At 53.0% G+C, this 3,195-nt stretch carries 2 rRNA genes; both read left to right on the top strand.

What is annotated here, in order from left to right:
* The first annotated feature begins 18 nt into the window (after positions 1 to 18).
* Positions 19 to 2,900 (top strand): 23S ribosomal RNA (locus tag NCR34_RS27785).
* Between the two features lie 178 nt (positions 2,901 to 3,078).
* Positions 3,079 to 3,192 (top strand): 5S ribosomal RNA (gene rrf, locus NCR34_RS27780).
* The last annotated feature ends 3 nt before the right edge of the window (positions 3,193 to 3,195 follow it).

Genomic DNA, 3,195 nt, shown 5'->3' with positions numbered 1-3,195 from the left:
GAGACACACTCGTTATAGGGTCAAGCGAACAAGTGCATGTGGTGGATGCCTTGGCGATCACAGGCGATGAAGGACGCGGTAGCCTGCGAAAAGCTTCGGGGAGCTGGCAAACGAGCATTGATCCGAAGATGTCCGAATGGGGAAACCCACTCCGTATGGAGTATCCATAGCTGAATACATAGGCTATGCGAAGCGAACGCGGTGAACTGAAACATCTAAGTAACCGCAGGAAAAGAAATCAACCGAGATTCCCAAAGTAGTGGCGAGCGAAATGGGAAGAGCCTGTACTCTTTATTTGTATTGTTAGCTGAACGCTCTGGAAAGTGCGGCCATAGCAGGTGATAGCCCTGTAAGCGAAAACAGTATGAAAGAACTAGGGGTACGACAAGTAGGGCGGGACACGTGAAATCCTGTCTGAAGATGGGGGGACCATCCTCCAAGGCTAAATACTCGTGATCGACCGATAGTGAACCAGTACCGTGAGGGAAAGGCGAAAAGAACCCCGGGAGGGGAGTGAAATAGATCCTGAAACCGCATGCATACAAACAGTCGGAGCCTGGAAACGGGTGACGGCGTACCTTTTGTATAATGGGTCAGCGACTTACGTTCAGTAGCGAGCTTAACTGATTAAGGCAGGCGTAGCGAAAGCGAGTCCGAATAGGGCGATCAGTTGCTGGGCGTAGACCCGAAACCAAGTGATCTATCCATGGCCAGGTTGAAGGTGCGGTAACACGTACTGGAGGACCGAACCCACTAACGTTGAAAAGTTAGGGGATGAGCTGTGGATAGGGGTGAAAGGCTAAACAAACTTGGAAATAGCTGGTTCTCTCCGAAAACTATTTAGGTAGTGCCTCGTGTATCACCTTCGGGGGTAGAGCACTGTCATGGTTGTGGGGTCCATTGCGGATTACTACGCCATAGCAAACTCCGAATACCGAAGAGTGCAATCACGGGAGACAGACATCGGGTGCTAACGTCCGGTGTCAAGAGGGAAACAACCCAGACCGCCAGCTAAGGTCCCAAAGATTGGCTAAGTGGGAAACGAAGTGGGAAGGCTAAAACAGTCAGGAGGTTGGCTTAGAAGCAGCCACCCTTTAAAGAAAGCGTAATAGCTCACTGATCGAGTCGTCCTGCGCGGAAGATGTAACGGGGCTCAAGCCAGTCACCGAAGCTGCGGATGCGAGTTTTACTCGCATGGTAGGAGAGCGTTCCGTAAGCCTGCGAAGGTGCGTTGAAAAGCGTGCTGGAGGTATCGGAAGTGCGAATGCTGACATGAGTAGCGATAAAGGGGGTGAAAAGCCCCCTCGCCGTAAGCCCAAGGTTTCCTACGCAACGTTCATCGGCGTAGGGTGAGTCGGCCCCTAAGGCGAGGCAGAAATGCGTAGCTGATGGGAAGCAGGTCAATATTCCTGCACCATTGTTAGATGCGATGGGGGGACGGATCGCGGAAGGTTGTCCGGGTGTTGGACGTCCCGGTCGCTGCATTGGAGAAGGTGCTTAGGCAAATCCGGGCACGCAATTCAAGGGTGTGGCGCGAGTGACTTCGGTCACGAAGCAATTGGAAGTGGTTCCAAGAAAAGCCTCTAAGCTTCAGTCTAACGATGACCGTACCGCAAACCGACACAGGTGGGCGAGATGAGTATTCTAAGGCGCTTGAGAGAACTCGGGAGAAGGAACTCGGCAAATTGGTACCGTAACTTCGGGATAAGGTACGCCCTGGTAGCTTGACTGGCCTGCGCCAGGAGGGTGAAAGGGTTGCAATAAACTGGTGGCTGCGACTGTTTAATAAAAACACAGCACTCTGCAAACACGAAAGTGGACGTATAGGGTGTGACGCCTGCCCGGTGCCGGAAGATTAAATGATGGGGTGCAAGCTCTTGATTGAAGTCCCGGTAAACGGCGGCCGTAACTATAACGGTCCTAAGGTAGCGAAATTCCTTGTCGGGTAAGTTCCGACCTGCACGAATGGCGTAACGATGGCCACACTGTCTCCTCCCGAGACTCAGCGAAGTTGAAGTGTTTGTGATGATGCAATCTCCCCGCGGCTAGACGGAAAGACCCCATGAACCTTTACTGTAGCTTTGCATTGGACTTTGAACCGATCTGTGTAGGATAGGTGGGAGGCTATGAAACCGGAACGCCAGTTTCGGTGGAGCCGTCCTTGAAATACCACCCTGGTTTGTTTGAGGTTCTAACCTTGGTCCGTGATCCGGATCGGGGACAGTGCATGGTAGGCAGTTTGACTGGGGCGGTCTCCTCCCAAAGCGTAACGGAGGAGTACGAAGGTACGCTAGGTACGGTCGGAAATCGTGCTGATAGTGCAATGGCATAAGCGTGCTTAACTGCGAGACCGACAAGTCGAGCAGGTGCGAAAGCAGGTCATAGTGATCCGGTGGTTCTGTATGGAAGGGCCATCGCTCAACGGATAAAAGGTACTCTGGGGATAACAGGCTGATACCGCCCAAGAGTTCATATCGACGGCGGTGTTTGGCACCTCGATGTCGGCTCATCTCATCCTGGGGCTGTAGCCGGTCCCAAGGGTATGGCTGTTCGCCATTTAAAGAGGTACGTGAGCTGGGTTTAAAACGTCGTGAGACAGTTTGGTCCCTATCTGCCGTGGGCGTTGGATATTTGAAGGGGGCTGCTCCTAGTACGAGAGGACCGGAGTGGACGAACCTCTGGTGTACCGGTTGTCACGCCAGTGGCATCGCCGGGTAGCTATGTTCGGAAGAGATAACCGCTGAAAGCATCTAAGCGGGAAACTCGCCTTAAGATGAGATATCCCCGGGGCTTCGAGCCCCTTGAAGGGTCGTTCCAGACCAGGACGTTGATAGGTCAGGTGTGTAAGTGCAGTAATGCATTGAGCTAACTGATACTAATTGCCCGTAAGGCTTGATCCTATAACCAGTGTGTTTTGTCGGTCAAAGTTAGCGCTTCAGCGCTTACTTGGACCCCACCCTCGAAGAGGGCGCCACTGGTCGAGTCACAGCGTGTGCGACAATCGCCACCCGAATTCACTACTACTTCTTCCCCGATTGGTTGTAGCGCCCCCAATGGCGATACAACATCCCCTTAAAGCCTGATGACCATAGCGAGTCGGTCCCACCCCTTCCCATCCCGAACAGGACCGTGAAACGACTCCACGCCGATGATAGTGCGGATTGCCCGTGTGAAAGTAGGTAATCGTCAGGCTCC

The organism is Caballeronia sp. GAWG1-5s-s (assembly GCF_023631445.1).
Lineage (GTDB): Bacteria > Pseudomonadota > Gammaproteobacteria > Burkholderiales > Burkholderiaceae > Caballeronia.
Note: the sequence above shows the minus strand (reverse complement) of the source record. Positions and strands in the feature narration are given on the sequence as shown.